Below are 15,563 nucleotides of genomic sequence, written 5' to 3'. Positions count from 1 at the left end.
GATTACGCGGCGACGTGCGGGGAGTGCTCTTCTTCAATTTTCAGGCACCAGCCGGTGACGGCGCTCCAGTACTGTTGCTCTTTTTCCAGATCCAGCAAGACCAGCGCATTCTGGCTAAACCAGTCATGCGGGAAACTCAGCGTCCAGTGGTTATCGTCCGTGGTGAGCGTCAGCGTAGGTGGCGTTGTCGTCGCCTGGCGCTGGTTGTTCAGCAGCACGCCCAGACGTAACAGCTGGATCAACGGCAGGAACTGTTTTTTCTTGAACAGCGTAAAGCGCGGCAGCTCATCCAGCTTAACGGCTTTACGATGATAGCGCACCAGCGAGGCCATCATGGTCTGCTGCTCCTGGTTGAAGCCTGGCAGGTCGCTGTGTTGCAGAATGTAGGCCGAATGGCGGTGCATCCCGCTGTGGTTGATATTGAGCCCCACTTCATGCAGCATCGCCGCCCATTTGAGCAGAGCCGCCAGCTGCGGATGCGCCAGTTTCGGGTTCTGGGCTTCCCACTGCTCATACATTTGGGTCGTGGTTTCCAGCACGCGTCTGGCCTGTTCGCGGTCAATATTGTACTGGTTGGCCAGGCTCTGCGCGGTGCGGCTGCGAATATCCTGATGACGGAAACGGCCTTCCATCTCATAGAGTACCCCTTCGCGCAGCGCGCCGTCGGAAAGACGCAGCTCGCGGATCGCCAGCGCATCGAACACGCCACACAGGATCGCCAGACCCGGCACAAACACCGCTTTGCGCTCTTCGGAGAGACCCGGCAGGCTGAGGGCGGTAAAGCTCTTATGCTTGAGCACCTCTTCCATCAGCCTGGTCAGACGCTCAGGGGTAATAAAGCCATCTTTTTCGCCCATCTCCACCAGCACTTCGTGTGCCGCTTTGATCGTACCCGAGGCGCCAAGCGCCACGTTCCAGCCCTGCAGACGGTATTGCCAGGCGAGGGACTCCAGCTTCTGTACCGCGGCCATCCGCGCGCGCTGGAAGTTCTCCCGGCTGATCGCCCCGCCGGGGAAATAGAGTTGGGCAAAGCTGACGCAGCCCATCCGGCGGCTTTCGACCAGATGCGGCTCAAAGTTTTCGCCGATCACCAGCTCCGTCGAGCCGCCGCCAATATCAATCACCAGCTTGCGGCCTTTTTCAGGTTGCGTATGTTCCACGCCCATAAAAATCAGACGGGCTTCTTCGTTACCCGAAATGATTTCGATAGGGTAGGGGATCACCTTTTCCGCGCGCTTTAAAAATTCCGTCGCGTTTGCGGCCTGGCGCAGGGTATGCGTTCCGACAATGCAGACGCTCGACGGGGTGAAACCCTGCAGGCGTTCGGCAAACAGCGACAGGCAGTTCAGCCCGCGCTCCATCGCCTCTTCGCTGAGCATATTGTTCGCATCCAGGCCATCAGCCAGGTGGACGCGCTGCTTCAGACGACCGATGATCTGCATTGCGCCATCCACCTCACGGGCGATGACCATGTGGAAGCTGTTAGAACCAAGGTCGACCGCAGCAAACTCCTGCGGTCGTGGGGTCTTATCGTTTATCGGCATAGGTTAATCGGATTGCTCGAGTGATTTGATATAGTCGTAAATCGCCAGCTGTGCCCGTACTTTACGGCGATTGCCGCGCGGCACATAGCGGTTACTCAGTTCTTTATCGACATAACGTGCTTTTACAGTATCACTTAACAACAGGTCGATAATATCAAGAATTTGTTGCTTCAGCCGCGGATCGAGCAGCGGTGCCGCCACTTCAATCCGGTAATCGATGTTTCGCGTCATCCAGTCGGCGGAAGAGAGGTAAACGCGTTTATCGCCGCCATTCTCAAAAATATAGATCCGATCGTGCTCAAGATAGCGATCGACGATGCTGATGACGCGAATATTTTCACTGATGCCCTCAAGATCGGGGATCAGCGAGCACATGCCGCGGATCAGCAGATTAACCTGAACTCCCGAACTGGAGGCGGCATACAGGCGATCCACCAGTCCTTTATCGACCAGGTTGTTGAGCTTAAGCGTAATGCCGGCCGGCTGGCCGTTTTGCGCGTTGGCGATCTCGCGGTCGATCATGTCATACAGCAGACGACGGGAGTTCTGCGGGGAGACCAGCAGATAGTCGAAATTAACCGGACGATAGGGGTTTTCAATAAAGTTGAAGACCCGACGCACCTCGTTGGTGATCCGCGCATCGGCGGTCAACAGCGAGTAGTCGGTATAGATGCGCGCGGTCTTCTCGTTGAAGTTACCGGTGCCGATGTGGGCATAACGCACCACATCATCACCCTCTTTACGGGAGATGAGGAACAGCTTGGCGTGGATCTTCAACCCAGGGGCCGAGAAGATCACGTGTACGCCCGCTTCGGTCAGACGACGGGCCCAGTGGATGTTGGCCTCTTCATCGAAACGCGCCTGCAACTCCACCACCACGGTCACTTTTTTGCCGTTGTGGGCAGCGTGGATCATCGCATCGATAATGCGGGAATCTTTCGCCACGCGGTAGATGTTGATTTTAATCGCCAGCACGTTGGGGTCGAACGACGCCTGACGCATCAGCTCCAGCACATGCTCAAAGGTGTGGTACGGATAGTAGAGCAGGACATCGCGCTCGCGAATGGCGTCGAAGCCGTTACGGAACTTATCAAACCAGATATGGCGCAGGCGGGGCAGCGGCTTGTTCACCAGGTTGGCCTTGCCGACGTTTGGGAAGCCGATAAAGTCTTTGAAATTGTGATAGCGACCGCCCGGCACAATGGAGTCATAGCGGGAGATGGTCAGCTTTTCGCGCAGCATATCAACCATGGCATCAGGCATATCGCGCTGATAGACAAAGCGCACCGGCTCCGCCGTCAGACGCTGCTTAAGGCTGGATGACATCAGCTCCATCAGGCTGGCCTCCATCTCGTGCACCAGGTCATACTCGGCATCGCGGGTCATCTTCATGGAATAGGCGTTCAGCGCATCGTAGTCGAAGAAGCCTTTGAAGATATCGTCCAGGCAGTAGCGCAGGATGTTATCCAGCAGGATCATCGGCTTGCGGCGGCGCGGCGTTTCCGGTGGCAGGTTGACGAAGCGCGGCACCTTGTCTGACGGGATTTCCAGCAGCGCATAGCGGATGCTGTCGCCGCGGATAATCTCCACCGCCAGATAGGTGTAGTCATCTTTCAGGAACTGCACCAGATCGGTTTCGCGGTTAATCAGAATCGGGGTGATGTGCTGGCGCAGATACTGTTTGAAATAGTGACGCAGCCAGCTCTGCTGGTTAACCGAGAGCTGACGCTCGTTAATCAGGAAGATTTGATTACGCGCCATCTCCAGCAGCAGTTCGTTATACAGGCTGTCAAATTCCTGGTCGGCTTTCAGTACCCGGGACTGGATCTTGCCAAGCAGATGACGCGAATTCGAGTTTAAACCCTGCTCTTCGCTAATGATGATTCGACGCTTCAGTTCAGCGAAACGCACTTTATAGAATTCATCCAGATTATTGGAGTAAATCCCCAGAAAACGCATGCGCTCAATCAGCGGGTTACTTTTGTCGGCCGCTTCCTGAAGCACGCGCTCGTTGAACGCTAACCAGCTTAGCTCTTTCTCGATGTATAACTTTTCCTGACCCATTACTACTCACACTCCAGTTCAATCACAGGACGTGGTAAATCCGTCTCGCCTTTATTATGGCGAGCATTTCCACAATATGTCCAACTGTGTCAGAAAAGTATGACAGTTAAATTTTTTCTTGAGGGATAATAGAGAGTTGGCGGGGCAAAAGGTGCTGTAGGCCGGGTAAGCGATAGCGCCACCCGGCAAAAGTTTACTCTTCCGCCGCGTGACCTTGCGGGGGTAACGGCGCGCCATCCAGCCAGGCGGCGCCGTCGCGCATTTTAAGACGGCCTTCAACGAACCAGCTCACCACCAGCGGGTAGATAGCGTGCTCCTGAGCCTGCACCCGGGCGGTCACCTCCTCTTCACTGTCGCCTTCAAACACCGGCACTTTCGCCTGCAGGATCACCGGGCCGCCGTCCAGTTCGTCAGTAACGAAATGGACCGAGGTGCCGTGCTCCTCATCGCCGTTGTCCAGCACCTGACGGTGGGTATTCAGGCCAGGATATTTAGGCAGCAGGGAGGGGTGGATATTGAGCAGACGTCCGGCATAGTGCGCGACAAACGCCGGGCTTAAGATCCGCATGTAGCCGGCCAGCACCACCACATCCGGGGCGTAGGCGTCAATCTCCTGCACCAATTCGCGGTCAAACGCCTCGCGGCTGGCAAACTGGGCAGCGCTGAGCGCATGCGTGGCAATGCCCGCGAGGCGGGCACGCTCAAGGCCGTATGCATCGGCCTTGTTACTGAATACTGCGCGGAGGGTGCCGTTGATCTTCTTCTGTTTGCAGGCATCGATGATAGCCTGCAAATTACTTCCGTTACCGGAAATGAGCACCACTATATTTTTCATTCAATGACCACACGCTGTTCGGAATCAGATGCTTTGATGATACCGATTTTCCACGCGTTTTCACCTTTCGCCTGCAGCAGCGCCAGGGCATTGTCCACTTCGCTTGCCGGCAAGGCGATAACCATCCCCACGCCGCAGTTGAAGGTGCGATACATCTCATGATCGCTGACGTTACCGGCATCCTGCAGCCAGTTAAATACCGCAGGCCACTGCCAGGAGGATGCGTCGATCACCGCCTGGGTGTTATCCGGCAGGACGCGCGGAATGTTTTCCCAGAAGCCGCCGCCGGTCAGGTGGGCAATCGCGTGAACGTCCACATTCTCAATCAGCTCCAGAATGGATTTCACGTAGATGCGGGTCGGTTCGAGCAGGTGATCGGCCAGCGGTTTACCTTCCAGCTCGGTGGTGAGAGGGTCGCAGCCGCTCACTTCAACAATTTTGCGCACCAGGGAGTAGCCGTTAGAGTGCGGGCCACTGGAGCCCAGCGCAATCAGCACGTCGCCGTCGGCCACTTTGCTGCCGTCAATGATCTCTGATTTTTCGACAACGCCCACGCAGAAGCCAGCCACGTCGTAATCGTCGCCGTGGTACATGCCCGGCATTTCAGCGGTTTCACCGCCGACCAGTGCACAGCCTGACTGCAAACAGCCTTCTGCGATACCGCTGATGACGCTGGCTGCGGTGTCGACGTCCAGCTTGCCGGTCGCGTAGTAGTCGAGGAAGAACAGCGGCTCAGCGCCCTGAACCACCAGGTCGTTCACGCACATCGCAACCAGGTCAACGCCGATGGTGTCGTGGCGTTTCAGATCCATCGCCAGACGCAGCTTGGTGCCCACGCCGTCGGTGCCTGAGACCAGAACCGGTTCACGGTATTTTTGCGGCAGCGCGCACAGTGCGCCGAATCCTCCCAGACCTCCCATCACTTCCGGGCGGCGGGTTTTTTTAACTACCCCTTTGATACGGTCAACCAGCGCATTACCTGCGTCAATATCTACACCGGCATCTTTGTAGCTGAGAGAAGTTTTGTTGGTCACGGCTCAAGTCCCCACGCGATTGCATTGCGATATAAGAAAAATCGGCGCAATTCTAACAGTCCAGGCAAACGTTTGCGAGCCCATTCTGCAACAGAAAAATGTGCGCCTGAAAATTGAGTAAAAATCGACTCTTAGCATACAAACATGAACCCGTTCACGAAAATGAAACCGGGTACATTCTTATTCTTGCAACCCTGCCACTGAATGCACATCATTTCACTGAAACCGGTTTCTGTACTCTTTTTTGCCGATAATTAACGCTGAATGAGGGATATTGCATGTCAGGATTCAAAGAGGGTTTTCTGTGGGGCGGCGCAGTGGCGGCGCATCAACTTGAAGGCGGCTGGCAGGAGGGCGGGAAGGGCACGAGCGTGGCAGATGTGATGACCGCTGGCGCCCACGGCGTCCCCCGCGAAATTACCGACGGCGTACTGCCGGGCAAAAACTACCCCAACCATGAAGCCATCGATTTCTATCACCGGTATAAAGATGACATCCAGCTGTTCGCGGAAATGGGCTTTAAATGTTTCCGCACCTCCATAGCCTGGACGCGTATTTTCCCGAAAGGCGATGAACAGCAGCCTAACGAGGCGGGGCTCCAGTTTTATGACGATCTGTTTGATGAGTGCCTGAAGCATGGCATCGAGCCGGTGATCACCCTCTCGCACTTCGAAATGCCTTATCACCTGGTGAAAGAGTACGGCGGCTGGCGTAACCGCAAACTGATCGACTTCTTTGTGCGCTTTGCCAGCGTGGTATTCGAGCGCTATCAGCACAAAGTGAAATACTGGATGACCTTTAACGAGATCAACAACCAGGCCAACTTCCACGAAGATTTCGCCCCGTTTACCAACTCCGGGCTGAAGTACCAGCCGGGTGAAGATCGCGAGCCGGTGATGTTCCAGGCGGCGCACTATGAGCTGGTCGCCAGTGCCCTGGCGGTAAAAGCCGGACGCGACATCAACCCGTCCCTGAAAATTGGCTGCATGATCGCCATGTGTCCGATCTATCCCCTGACCTGCGCCCCGAACGACATGATGATGGCGATGAATGCCATGCACCGCCGCTACTGGTTCACCGATGTGCACGTGCGCGGCGCCTATCCGCAGCATCTTCTGAACTACTTTGCCCGTCGCGGTTTTGCGCTGGATATCACCGAAGAGGATAAAGCGGCGCTGAAGCAGGGCTGCGTGGATTACATCGGCTTCAGCTACTACATGTCGTTTGCCACCAAAGCCACGGAGGACAACCCGCAGCTCGACTACGACGAAAGCAAAAGCCTGGTCTCCAACCCCTATGTGCAGAAATCGGACTGGGGCTGGCAGATTGATCCGGTGGGGCTGCGTTACTCCCTGAACTGGTTCTGGGATCACTACCAGCTGCCGCTGTTTATTGTCGAGAACGGGTTTGGCGCCATCGACGTGTTGGAGAGTGACGGCACGGTCAATGACCAGTACCGCATTGACTATCTCAGCGCCCATATCCGTGAGATGAAAAAAGCGGTGGTGGAAGATGGCGTGGATCTGATGGGCTATACCCCGTGGGGCTGTATCGATCTGGTCTCTGCCGGAACGGGCGAGATGAAAAAACGCTATGGCTTTATCTATGTTGATAAAGACAACGAAGGCAACGGCACGCTGAATCGCAGCAAGAAGAGGTCTTTCGCCTGGTATCAGAAGGTGATCGCCAGCAACGGCGAGTCGCTTTAAACGCCTACTGCCGGGTGGCGGCTTCGCCTTACCCGGCCTACAAAACCGTAGGCCCGTGCAAGCGCAGCACCGCCGGGCGAAAATCCGCACAAAAGCCGGCGATCCCCCGCCGGTTTTTTTTGTCTCTTTTATACTCTCTGACAGCCTCTAATTCACTTTGGTTGATCCCGGTCAAGCAAGATGGGTATGGTGCTATCCGAAAAAAGCGGTATAATCCGGCGATTTTTTTTGTGGCTGCCACCCGAAGGAGAAAGAGAATGAAGATTGTGGAAGTGAAACACCCACTCGTTAAACACAAGCTGGGCCTGATGCGTGAGCATGACATCAGCACTAAGCGCTTTCGTGAACTGGCCTCTGAAGTTGGCAGCTTACTGACCTATGAAGCAACCTCCGATCTGGAAACCGAAACTGTGACCATCGAAGGCTGGAACGGCCCGGTACAGGTTGAGCAGATCAAAGGCAAAAAAATTACCGTTGTGCCAATCCTGCGCGCAGGTCTGGGCATGATGGAAGGGGTGCTGGAGCACGTTCCGAGCGCGCGTATCAGCGTGGTTGGCATCTACCGTAACGAAGAGACGCTGGAGCCGGTGCCCTATTTCCAGAAGCTGGTCTCCAATATCGACGAGCGTATGGCGCTGGTCGTTGACCCGATGCTGGCCACCGGTGGCTCCATGATCGCCACCATCGACCTGCTGAAAAACGCGGGCTGCAGCAGCATCAAAGTATTGGTACTGGTTGCCGCGCCGGAAGGCATTGCTGCGCTGGAAAAAGCGCACCCGGACGTTGAACTGTACACCGCCTCTGTCGATCAGGGCCTGAACGAGCACGGGTACATCATGCCGGGACTCGGCGATGCCGGCGATAAGATTTTTGGTACTAAATAAGTGAATAACGAAAAAGAAGCCGACTTTGATAGTCGGCTTTTTTTTGAATAAAAAACCCAACCGCTTAAAACAAACAACACTTGAGGAAGATTCTATGACGCGCCGTGCTATCGGGGTGAGTGAAAGACCGCCACTTTTGCAGACAATCCCGCTTAGTTTGCAGCACCTGTTTGCGATGTTTGGTGCAACCGTGCTGGTGCCAATCCTGTTCCACATTAACCCGGCCACCGTGCTGCTGTTTAACGGCATCGGTACGCTGCTTTATCTCTTTATTTGTAAAGGTAAGATTCCGGCCTACCTGGGCTCCAGCTTTGCCTTTATCTCCCCGGTCTTGCTGTTGTTGCCGTTAGGCTATGAAGTGGCGCTGGGTGGTTTCATTATGTGCGGCGTGCTGTTCTGTCTGGTGGCTTTCATTGTGAAGAAAGCGGGGACCGGCTGGCTGGATGTGATGTTCCCCCCTGCGGCGATGGGCGCAATCGTTGCCGTCATCGGTCTTGAATTAGCCGGTGTGGCCGCAAACATGGCGGGCCTGCTGCCTGCCGACGGGCAATCCCCGGATACTAAAACCATTACTATCTCGCTGGTCACGCTGGGCGTGACGGTCTTTGGCTCCGTGTTGTTCCGCGGTTTTATGGCAATTATCCCGATCCTGATCGGCGTACTGGCTGGCTATGCGCTCTCCTTTGCGATGGGCGTTGTGGATACCACCCCGATTGCCCAGGCTCACTGGTTCGCGCTGCCAACCTTCTACACCCCGCGCTTTGAGTGGTTTGCCATCTTCACCATTCTGCCTGCGGCGCTGGTGGTGATTGCCGAGCACGTCGGTCACCTGGTGGTGACGGCGAATATCGTCAAGCGCGACCTGATCCGCGACCCGGGTCTGCACCGCTCAATGTTTGCCAACGGCTTCTCAACCATCATCTCCGGTTTCTTCGGCTCCACGCCAAACACCACCTATGGTGAGAATATCGGCGTGATGGCTATTACCCGCGTCTACAGCACCTGGGTTATCGGCGGTGCGGCGATTTTCGCCATCCTGCTCTCCTGCGTCGGTAAGCTGGCGGCGGCTATCCAGATTATCCCGGTTCCGGTGATGGGCGGTGTTTCGCTGCTGCTGTACGGGGTGATTGGCGCCTCCGGTATTCGCGTTCTGATCGACTCAAAAGTTGACTACAGCAAAGCGCAAAACCTGATCCTGACCTCGGTGATCCTGATTATCGGCGTCAGTGGTGCCAAGGTGCACATTGGCGCCGCCGAGCTGAAAGGCATGGCGCTGGCCACCATCGTCGGTATCGGTCTGGCCCTGATCTTCAAGCTGATCTCCGTTCTGCGCCCGGAAGAGGTGGTGCTGGACGCCGAAGAGAGCGAAAAAGTCTCGCATTGATCCTGCAACCGGGTGGCCGATCCGCCCGGTTCTCTCCCCGCTTGTTCCGTGTTAAACTCTGGGCCGATTCCGAGTAAGACCTGGTTGAGGTATTTCTGAACGCACCGGCACAGCTCTCTTTGCCACTTTATCTTCCCGACGACGAAACTTTCGCGAGTTTCTGGCCGGGTGATAACCCCTCTTTACTGGCTGCACTGCAAAACGTGTTGCGCCAGGAGCACAGCGGTTACATCTATATCTGGTCACGCGAAGGCGCGGGGCGCAGCCATCTGCTGCACGCCGCCTGTGCTGAACTTTCTCAGCGCGGGGATGCGGTCGGCTATGTGCCGCTGGATAAACGCACCTGGTTTGTGCCGGAGGTGCTCGATGGAATGGAACAGCTGTCGCTGGTCTGCATCGACAATATCGAATGCGTGGCGGGGGATGAGCTGTGGGAGATGGCGATTTTCAATCTCTATAACCGCATTCTGGAGTCGGGGAAGACCCGGCTGCTGATTACCGGCGATCGACCGCCGCGTCAGCTGAATCTCGGGCTGGCCGATCTGGCTTCGCGTCTCGACTGGGGACAAATCTACAAATTACAGCCGCTTTCCGATGAAGATAAGCTGCAGGCTTTGCAGCTGCGGGCGCGGTTACGGGGATTTGAACTGCCGGAAGATGTGGGACGTTTTCTGCTAAAACGTTTAGATCGCGAGATGCGTACGCTGTTTATGACGCTCGATCAGCTGGATAAGGCATCCATCACCGCCCAGCGGAAGCTCACCATTCCTTTTGTGAAAGACATTCTCAATCTGTAGGCCCGGCGCACGCGCTACCGGGCCATTCCTGCTTACTTCACAATCTCAAGCACCTGCTCAGGCGGGCGGCCAATCCGGGCCTGGCCGTTGGCCACCACAATCGGGCGCTCAATCAGCTTCGGATGCTCCACCATCGCCTGAATTAACTCATCTTCACTGAGCGCGCTGTCTGCCAGACGCAACTCTCTGTAAAGCTCCTCTTTCTGGCGCATTAACGCTCTGGCGCTGGTCATTCCCAACTGGGCGAGCAGCGTGCGGAGGGTGTCGGCATCCGGCGGCGTATCCAGATAGAGCACCACCTGCGGCTCAACGTCGTTGGCTTTCAGCAGGTTCAGGGTTTCGCGGCTCTTTGAGCAGCGAGGGTTATGGTAGATCGTAACCGCGTCAGACATCTTTTCTCCTTTTACATCTTTTCATACGCGCGATAGCGCTGCTGCAGCTGGCGCAACTGATCGATACGGGCATCGTAACGGGCCTGTTGCAGGCTGCCGAGTTTCACCTGCGAGCTGGCGCTGCTCAGCAGGGAGATGGCCTGATCCAGACGTCCGGCCAGGGCATAACCTTCGGCGCGGGCAGCCAGCTCCTGATCGCGATGGCCGAGCGCGGCTTCCGCCTGGGCCAGCAGATCCCAGCCGTTAGGATCATCTTTATTATTGAAGGTGTAGCGGTTGAGAATGGGCGCGGCTTCCTGCGGCTGTCCACCCTGTAAGTAAGCATTCGCCAGGTTGAGTTGCAGGACCGGGTTATTGCGCAGGTCACGGGCGCCTTTCAGACGGTTGATCGCATCCTGGGCTTTTTTCTGCCCTAAGTCGATGTCAGTTGCCAGATCAAGATACCAGGCATTGTTGGCCTCTGCGGCCAGCAGCGGCTGCAGGTTTTTGCGCGCCTCGTCATAATTGCTGGCCTCCATTGCCTGTAAGGCACGGCCATACCGGGCGGCACGCTGTTCACGCACGTTGCCTTTATTCAGGGCATCGAGCAGATCGTTGGTCAGCTGGTTGCGCCCCGAGTTGTACATGCCGAGGGTTCTGACCTTCGCCATATAGAAATCTTCTGAGGACTGCGCCACCACCGGACGCATCTGGTTGGCGCGGTTGCGGGCATCCGAGAGACGGCTTTCCGGCAGGGGGTGAGTCAGCAGAATTTCCGGCGGACGCGAGGAGTAGCGCGCCCGGTCGAGTAACTTTTCGAGGAAGTTCGGCATCGCCTGCGGGTCGAACCCGGAGCGTTGCAGTACCTGAATACCGATGCGGTCCGCTTCCTGTTCATTTTGCTGGGTAAAGCTGATCATCCCCTGACGGGTGCCGGCCAGGGTACCGGTCAGCGCGGCCATACCCGCTTGCGGGCTCGCCATCGCCAGCAGGATAGAGCCCAGTGCGCCCACCCAGGTGAGCGGGGCGCTGCGCTTCTGATCTTCCATCGCGCGCGCCAGGTGACGCTGGGTGACGTGAGAAATTTCGTGCGCCATTACCGAGGCCAGCTGGCTTTCGTTGTCGGCATAGCGGAATAACGCCGAGTGCAGCACCACGTTGCCGCCGAAGAAGGCGAAGGCGTTGATCTCGTCGTTATTGATCAAATAGAAGTGGAAAGGGGTCTTTACCGAATCCGCGTGGGAGACAAGGCGCATCCCCAGCGAATTGATGTACTGCACCAGCAATGGATCGTTGATCAACGGCGCACTGCCGCGCAGCTGGCGCACGTAGAAATCGCCCATTTGCATCTCCTGACCAATGGAGAGCGTGCTTCCTGCCGAGGTGCCCATATCCGGCAATGCGTCTGCAGAGTCAGCGAAGGCTGGCATCATCTGGCCAGCGGTCAGCGCAGCGATGAGCGTCGCAACCAACGTTTTTTTCAACTGCCTGAACATAACCTCTGTCCTGTCTGGTGGGTGTGCTAATTTGACCGAAGAACCCGCATATCGTTCATCTGCGGCTGCTCTGCAAGTGTATGCGCCTCAGGGCGATAAGAAAATCCCTCTTTTCAGGCTTTTGCGTTTTGTGACGGAGCAAGAAAAAGCGAAAGTCTTTTCATTAACTCTTCGATACAATTCACTCTTTACGTTCCGCCAATATCTTCAGGGAAGGGTTGAATGCTCGAGTTATTAATGCAGTGGTACCGCCGACGTTTTAGCGATCCTGAGGCCATTGCTTTGCTGATTATTCTGGTTGCCGGTTTTGGCATCCTCTTCTTCTTTAGCGGGCTGCTGGCGCCGCTACTGGTGGCAATCGTGCTCGCCTATTTACTGGAGTGGCCTACCGTCCGGCTGGAAAATATTGGCTGTTCCCGCCGCTGGGCCAGCATCATCGTGCTGGTCTTTTTTGTCGGCATCCTGATGGTGATGTCCTTTGTAGTATTGCCGATCGCCTGGCAGCAGGGGATCAATCTCATCCGCGATATGCCGGGGATGCTCAGCAAACTCTCTGACTTTGCCGCCACCCTGCCGCGCCGCTATCCGGCCCTGATGGATGCGGGCATCATTGATGCCATGGCTGAGAACATGCGCACCCGCATCATGACGATGGGGGATACGGTGGTCAAATTCTCCCTCGCGTCGCTGGTGGGCCTGCTGACGCTGGCGGTCTATCTGGTGCTGGTGCCGCTGATGGTCTTCTTCCTGGTCAAGGACAAAGATCAGATGCTTAACGCGGTGCGCCGCGTCCTGCCGCGTAACCGTGGGCTGGCAGGGCAGGTGTGGAAGGAGATGAACCAGCAGATCACCAACTACATTCGCGGCAAAGTGCTGGAGATGATTGTCGTTGGGGTTGCCACCTGGATTGGCTTCTTAATCTTCGGCCTGAACTACTCGCTACTGCTGGCGGTGCTGGTAGGCTTCTCGGTGCTGATTCCCTATATCGGGGCGTTTGTGGTCACCATTCCGGTAGTGGGCGTGGCGCTCTTCCAGTTTGGTCTTGGCACCGAGTTCTGGAGCTGTTTCGTCGTCTATCTGATTATTCAGGGGCTGGACGGAAACCTGCTGGTTCCGGTGCTGTTCTCGGAAGCGGTAAACCTGCACCCACTCGTCATTATTCTGTCGGTAGTAATTTTTGGCGGATTGTGGGGATTCTGGGGAGTCTTCTTCGCGATCCCGCTGGCCACGCTGGTTAAAGCGGTGGTGCATGCCTGGCCGGATGTGCCGGCAGTGGAGGAGTAGGCTGTTGCCCGGCGGCGCTAACGCTTGCACGGGCCTATGGATTTTGTAGGCCGGGTAAGCGTAGCGCCACCCGGCCAAACAAGCGAAGAGCCAAATCAGGCGTTCGCTTTCACCCATTCCAGCACCACATCGTGGTGATTGCTGGTTTTGAAGTCATCAAACACGTGTTCAACTTTGCCGTCAGCGTCGATCAGGAAGCTGATGCGGTGGATACCGTCATAGGTTTTACCCATAAAGGTTTTCTCACCCCAGACGCCAAACGCGTTGCAAACCTGGTGATCTTCGTCAGAAAGCAGCGTGAAGTTAAGCAGCTCTTTTTCGGCGAAACGAGACAGTTTTTCCGGTTTGTCGGTGCTGATACCCAGCACTTCGACGCCGGCGGTTTTCAACTCGTCCATGTTATCGCGTAAGCCGCAGGCTTGTACGGTACAGCCTGGGGTCATGGCTTTCGGGTAGAAATAGACCAGTACACGCTGTCCCTGGAAGTCGGTCAAATTTACTTGCTCACCGTCTTGATCGGGCAAGCTAAATTTCGGTGCGATGTCACCGGCTTTCAGTGGATTCATTACTCAACTCCATCCTGTTCATGCTGGGAATAATTGACGACGTTAATACTGCCTTGCGCATTCAGTTCTGTACAGAGGGCTTTGAACGCTTGCTCGATATTTGAGGCATCCCGCGACGCCGGGCTGTGGGCGGTGATCTGAATAAACAGTTTCGGCACGGCGTCATCTTTGCCCGGTTGCGTCCGCGAGACCAGCTCGGCGATATTCATCTGGTGGCTGTCAAACAGGGCGGTAAAGCGTTCGATTAAATGCGGGGAGTCAGTCACTTCCACCTGGACCCAGACGGTAGCCGGCAGGGCAGGCTGCGGGCGCGCGGTGGTGCGCTTCATCACGATCAGCAGATCCAGCTCTGCGCCTTTTAACGGCAGGGTCGATTCAATCAGGGTAATCGCATTCCACGACCCGGAAAGCAGCATGATGAAAGTAAACTCTTCACCCAGCATCGCCAGGCGGCTGTCTTCGATGTTGCAGCCGCAGCTACTGACGTGGCGGGTGATGGTGTTCACGATCCCCGGCCTGTCGGCACCCAGCGCAGTAATAACCAGGTAATGTTGTGATGAGGTTGTCAAACCTGTTCTTCCTTTGCTTGGTTTAGTCTTTCTAAGGAAAGCATAAAAAAAACCGGCATACAATAACCTGGAGGTCTCACGTCGCTTGCTTTTATTACAGCACCAAACGTACCATTGAGGCTCTTGTACGCACAGAGGATGGCCCATGTTCACGGGAAGTATTGTCGCGCTTGTAACACCGATGGATGAGAAAGGTAATATCTGCCGGTCAAGCCTGAAGAAACTGATTGATTATCATGTCGCCAGCGGAACCTCGGCGATTGTTTCGGTAGGAACTACCGGTGAGTCTGCTACGTTGAGCCACGAAGAGCATGGCGAAGTGGTGTTGATGACCCTTGAACTGGCTGACGGGCGTATCCCGGTTATCGCTGGTACAGGTGCCAACGCCACGGCTGAAGCCATCAGTCTGACCCAGCGCTTCAACGACAGTGGTGTGGTGGGATGCCTGACGGTAACCCCATACTACAACCGTCCTACCCAGGAAGGTCTGTTCCAGCATTTCAAAGCCATCGCTGAACATACTGACTTGCCACAAATTCTGTATAATGTGCCGTCGCGCACTGGCTGCGATATGCTGCCAGAAACGGTAGGCCGCCTCGCGAAAGTAAAAAATATTATCGGTATTAAAGAGGCGACCGGGAACTTAAGCCGCGTTCATCAGATCAAAGAGCTGGTTTCAGACGACTTTATTCTGCTGAGTGGCGATGATGCGACCTCGCTGGACTTTATGCAGCTCGGCGGCCACGGCGTGATTTCCGTGACCTCTAACGTTGCAGCCCGCGATATGGCTGAAATGTGTAAACTGGCTGCGGCTGGTCATTTCCAGGAAGCGCGTGTGATTAACCAGCGTCTGATGCCGCTGCACAACAAATTATTTGTCGAACCCAATCCAATCCCAGTGAAATGGGCATGTAAGGAGTTGGGACTTGTAGCGACCGATACGCTGCGTCTGCCAATGACCCCGATTACCGACCACGGTCGTGAAACGGTCACTGCGGCGCTGAAGCATGCCGGTCTGCTGTAAAG

14 protein-coding genes are annotated in these 15,563 nt (G+C 55.9%); 6 read left to right on the top strand and 8 right to left on the bottom strand.

Annotated elements, in window-relative coordinates; all coding sequences use genetic code 11:
- Positions 1-2: 2 nt before the first annotated feature.
- The 4 genes from ppx to purM form a co-directional block, all read right to left on the bottom strand.
- On the bottom strand, positions 3-1,544 hold the full coding sequence (ppx, locus tag ACOKCT_RS09165; protein WP_103180690.1) for an exopolyphosphatase: 1,542 nt from the start codon (positions 1,542-1,544) through the stop codon (positions 3-5).
- A gap of 3 nt (positions 1,545-1,547) precedes the next feature.
- Complete coding sequence (gene ppk1 / locus ACOKCT_RS09160) at positions 1,548-3,608, bottom strand: polyphosphate kinase 1 (RefSeq protein WP_103180689.1); 2,061 nt, start codon at positions 3,606-3,608, stop codon at positions 1,548-1,550.
- A 193-nt stretch (positions 3,609-3,801) separates the two neighbouring features.
- Positions 3,802-4,443: a phosphoribosylglycinamide formyltransferase gene (gene purN / locus ACOKCT_RS09155; protein ID WP_214422261.1), complete on the bottom strand. Its 642-nt coding sequence runs from the start codon at positions 4,441-4,443 to the stop codon at positions 3,802-3,804.
- Positions 4,440-5,477, bottom strand: a complete 1,038-nt coding sequence (gene purM, locus ACOKCT_RS09150) for a phosphoribosylformylglycinamidine cyclo-ligase (RefSeq protein ID WP_103180687.1) — start codon at positions 5,475-5,477, stop codon at positions 4,440-4,442. The genes purN and purM overlap by 4 nt, the downstream gene beginning before the upstream one ends.
- Before the next feature lie 278 nt (positions 5,478-5,755).
- On the opposite strand from purM, the gene ACOKCT_RS09145 reads away from it, so the two are divergent.
- The 4 genes from ACOKCT_RS09145 (at position 5,756) to ACOKCT_RS09130 (ending at position 10,251) form a co-directional block, all read left to right on the top strand.
- Positions 5,756-7,186, top strand: a complete 1,431-nt coding sequence (locus tag ACOKCT_RS09145) for a 6-phospho-beta-glucosidase (RefSeq protein ID WP_103180686.1) — start codon at positions 5,756-5,758, stop codon at positions 7,184-7,186.
- Between the two features lie 257 nt (positions 7,187-7,443).
- Complete coding sequence (gene upp / locus ACOKCT_RS09140) at positions 7,444-8,070, top strand: uracil phosphoribosyltransferase (RefSeq protein WP_263950349.1); 627 nt, start codon at positions 7,444-7,446, stop codon at positions 8,068-8,070.
- A gap of 94 nt (positions 8,071-8,164) precedes the next feature.
- The gene (uraA, locus tag ACOKCT_RS09135) at positions 8,165-9,454 is read left to right on the top strand and encodes a uracil permease (protein WP_114314300.1); all 1,290 of its coding nucleotides are present in this window, start codon (positions 8,165-8,167) and stop codon (positions 9,452-9,454) included.
- A 95-nt stretch (positions 9,455-9,549) separates the two neighbouring features.
- Entirely contained in the window at positions 9,550-10,251 is a 702-nt protein-coding gene (locus tag ACOKCT_RS09130; protein WP_214422612.1) for a DnaA inactivator Hda, read from the top strand.
- 32 nt (positions 10,252-10,283) lie between these two features.
- On the opposite strand, the gene arsC is transcribed toward ACOKCT_RS09130, so the two are convergent.
- Together arsC and bepA are read right to left on the bottom strand one after the other, a co-directional pair.
- Entirely contained in the window at positions 10,284-10,643 is a 360-nt protein-coding gene (gene arsC / locus ACOKCT_RS09125) for an arsenate reductase (glutaredoxin) (RefSeq protein ID WP_103180683.1), read from the bottom strand.
- Between the two features lie 11 nt (positions 10,644-10,654).
- A complete protein-coding gene (bepA, locus tag ACOKCT_RS09120; RefSeq protein ID WP_103180682.1) occupies positions 10,655-12,118 on the bottom strand; it encodes a beta-barrel assembly-enhancing protease in 1,464 nt (487 codons plus the stop codon).
- Positions 12,119-12,340: 222 nt separating this feature from the next.
- Here bepA and ACOKCT_RS09115 point away from each other — a divergent pair, with 222 nt between their 5' ends.
- Entirely contained in the window at positions 12,341-13,402 is a 1,062-nt protein-coding gene (locus tag ACOKCT_RS09115; protein ID WP_103180681.1) for an AI-2E family transporter, read from the top strand.
- Between the two features lie 95 nt (positions 13,403-13,497).
- Here ACOKCT_RS09115 and bcp read toward each other — a convergent pair whose 3' ends face one another.
- Together bcp and ACOKCT_RS09105 are read right to left on the bottom strand one after the other, a co-directional pair.
- Entirely contained in the window at positions 13,498-13,968 is a 471-nt protein-coding gene (bcp, locus tag ACOKCT_RS09110; RefSeq protein WP_039029687.1) for a thioredoxin-dependent thiol peroxidase, read from the bottom strand.
- Positions 13,968-14,537 carry a glycine cleavage system transcriptional repressor gene (locus ACOKCT_RS09105; protein WP_197431813.1) on the bottom strand — a complete coding sequence of 190 codons (570 nt, stop codon included), beginning with the start codon at positions 14,535-14,537 and terminating at the stop codon, positions 13,968-13,970. Before ACOKCT_RS09105 ends, bcp begins: the two co-directional genes overlap by 1 nt.
- A 145-nt stretch (positions 14,538-14,682) precedes the next feature.
- Between ACOKCT_RS09105 and dapA the strand changes: the two genes are divergently transcribed.
- Entirely contained in the window at positions 14,683-15,561 is an 879-nt protein-coding gene (gene dapA / locus ACOKCT_RS09100) for a 4-hydroxy-tetrahydrodipicolinate synthase (protein ID WP_263950350.1), read from the top strand.
- Positions 15,562-15,563 lie beyond the last annotated feature (2 nt).

It is taken from the genome of Leclercia sp. M-A074-M (assembly GCF_965195605.1).
Classification (GTDB): Bacteria; Pseudomonadota; Gammaproteobacteria; order Enterobacterales; family Enterobacteriaceae; genus Enterobacter.
This window is presented reverse-complemented; position numbering and strand designations above follow the sequence as displayed.